Annotated in this window: 4 protein-coding genes; all 4 read right to left on the reverse strand. The window is 71.4% G+C overall.

Annotated features, from left to right (window positions below):
* The coding region (locus ACI2L3_RS40245) for a hypothetical protein (protein ID WP_404757440.1) at positions 1-321 on the reverse strand (321 nt) is incomplete at its 3' end.
* Entirely contained in the window at positions 318-698 is a 381-nt protein-coding gene (locus ACI2L3_RS40250; protein ID WP_350749488.1) for a hypothetical protein, read from the reverse strand. The genes ACI2L3_RS40250 and ACI2L3_RS40245, both read right to left, overlap by 4 nt.
* Entirely contained in the window at positions 695-1,120 is a 426-nt protein-coding gene (locus ACI2L3_RS40255) for a DUF6093 family protein (protein WP_350749491.1), read from the reverse strand. Before ACI2L3_RS40255 ends, ACI2L3_RS40250 begins: the two co-directional genes overlap by 4 nt.
* Positions 1,120-1,539 carry a hypothetical protein gene (locus ACI2L3_RS40260; protein WP_350749494.1) on the reverse strand — a complete coding sequence of 140 codons (420 nt, stop codon included), beginning with the start codon at positions 1,537-1,539 and terminating at the stop codon, positions 1,120-1,122. Before ACI2L3_RS40260 ends, ACI2L3_RS40255 begins: the two co-directional genes overlap by 1 nt.
* Positions 1,540-1,662: the final 123 nt, after the last annotated feature.

Consider the following 1,662-nt stretch of genomic DNA (forward strand, 5'->3'; position numbering starts at 1 on the left):
GGTTTCGTCGTCCGTGAGGATGTCCGCACCGCCGGGTTCGAGTTCCAGCCGCTGCCCCAGGACGCGGGCGCCGTCCAGTGCGGAGACGCACCCGTCGATGAGCACGAGGACCGCGGTTGAGGACAGGCCGGCCACCGTGAGCAGCCACGAGACGCGGCGACCATGCCGGGCGCGGGAGAGCGCGCGGTCACGGATCCACGGGCGGCGCGGGGTCACCAGCACGTACGGGTATGCCGGGTTGGCGGGGACCTCGCCGTCGTGCACCGTGAACCCGGTGCCGGCCAGCAGTTGCAGCAGCTCCTCGTGAGCGGAGAGAGTCACAGGTCCCCTCCCATCCGGCCGAGCAGCTCCTGCAGGTGCCCGACCAGGCGGGGCTCCTCCTCGCGTAGCGGCCCGTCGAAGTCGACCGTGCCGCCGCCGCGGGAGGTGCCGAAGAACGCGACGTTCGCCAGTGCGCCGGCGTGCCGGTCCTTGTCCGGGCCGACCTCGTAACCGAGCGCGCGGACGCCGCCGATCTGGTCGTAGCTGATCGAGGCGGCCACCTGCCGGAAGTGCTTCGACTCCCGCAGGTTCTCCTGCAGCCCGGTCTTGATGTTCTGGGCGCCGCGCTTGAGCACCTTGTCGACCTCGCCGGCCACCTCGAGGCCGATGCGGCCCAGGTTCGTCGCGTACGCCCGGAGCTCCTCGGACCCGTTCATCGGGTCACCAGCTCCGCTGACCAGCGGTCTGCCGTGCGGTACTCGCCACGGTCCAGCTCACGCAGCTCCAGCCGCAGGCCGGCGAGGTCGGGATCCATGCGTGAGGCGAGGACCTCAACGATGTCGCCCGCGACGCACCGCGAGCGGACCGGCAGATCCACTCGGGGGCCCTCGACGACGGCGAAGCGGCCGGCCACGTCCGTCCGGCCCCGTGGGCCGCCGGCGCCGGTCTGCACCTTGCCGACATCGCCGTCCGTGCCGTCGCCGTAGACCACGCTGGTCTCGGCGGTGACGACGCCCGTGCGCGGGTCCGTGGTCTTGCGGCCCGTGGCCCGGTGCACGCGCACCCTGGTGGTCATCAGCGCCTCCGCGGCCGCGCGCCCACGCAGCAGGCACGCCTCGATCTCCTCCGGGCTGCGCATCAGGCACCCGGCCGGATCGTGAATGCGCCCGATCGCACCGGCCGCAGCAGGGCCAGCTGGGACTCCGTGGGGTAGAGCATCCCCTCCGCGAGCGCGCGGTCGATGGTCTCCTGGGTGGAGGTCTGCGTCTGCTCGGAGTAGTCGTCCAGGGACATCGACTCGTTGATCGTCGTCGTGCGGGAGCGTGCGCCGCTGGGGTTCTTGAGGACGTTGGCGACCATCTCGGCGACCACGTCGTCCACGATCGTCTGCTCGAGCTCCTTGGCCGCGAGGCGGGCCGGGAGCGAGGGAAGTGCCAGGAGAAGGCGGAACCACGCCGTGTTGAGGAGGCCCTCCACGTAGGTGGCCTCCTGGGAGGTGAGCGGCCGCAGCAAGAACTTCTCGACAGTCTCCTGGTCGGCGTTGAGGATTCCGGTCACGGCTGCTCACCTCCTGGGGGTCACTCGGACTCGGGGGAGTCCGTGCGGGTGTCGTCGTGCTCCTCGTTGGAGGACTCGTCGACGGTCGGGGAGGTCTCGCCGAGGTGCTCGGCGATGACCTCG

The sequence above is a fragment of the Streptomyces sp. NPDC029674 genome (assembly GCF_044903205.1).
Classification (GTDB): domain Bacteria; phylum Actinomycetota; class Actinomycetes; order Streptomycetales; family Streptomycetaceae; genus Streptomyces.

Bases quoted from the DNA above. Each gene is read 5' to 3' on its own strand.
- ACI2L3_RS40250 (WP_350749488.1), bottom strand. From the start codon at position 698: ATGAACGGGTCCGAGGAGCTCCGGGCGTACGCGACGAACCTGGGCCGC.
- ACI2L3_RS40255 (WP_350749491.1), bottom strand. From the start codon at position 1,120: ATGCGCAGCCCGGAGGAGATCGAGGCGTGCCTGCTGCGTGGGCGCGCG.